The organism is Burkholderia sp. SIMBA_051, from assembly GCF_046534915.1.
Taxonomy (GTDB): domain Bacteria; phylum Pseudomonadota; class Gammaproteobacteria; order Burkholderiales; family Burkholderiaceae; genus Burkholderia; species Burkholderia ambifaria.
Window position 1 is genome coordinate 1 of sequence record NZ_JAWRXS010000520.1, and the last position, 258, is coordinate 258.

The following is a 258-nucleotide window of genomic DNA, read 5'->3' on the forward strand; positions in this document are numbered from 1 at the left end:
GCGGCCGGCGTAGCGCCGCGCCAGTTCGACGTCATGGATGTTGACGATGACGGGGATGCCGCTGGCGTCGCCCTGCGCCGCCAGCAGCTCCATGATCTCGACCGAGGTCTTGGGGTCGAGCGACGAGGTCGGCTCATCGGCCAGCAGCAACTGCGGGCGCTGCATCAGGGCGCGGGCGATGCCCACGCGCTGGCGCTGGCCGCCCGACAGCGCGTCGGCGCGCTGGTCGGCAAAGCCCGCCAGGCCCACGGTGTCGAG

General features: G+C 72.9%; 1 protein-coding gene. It reads right to left on the minus strand.

The window, feature by feature from the left end; translation table 11 throughout:
• The coding region (locus SB771_RS35550) for an ATP-binding cassette domain-containing protein (RefSeq protein ID WP_410722112.1) at nt 1–258 on the minus strand (258 nt) is incomplete at both ends.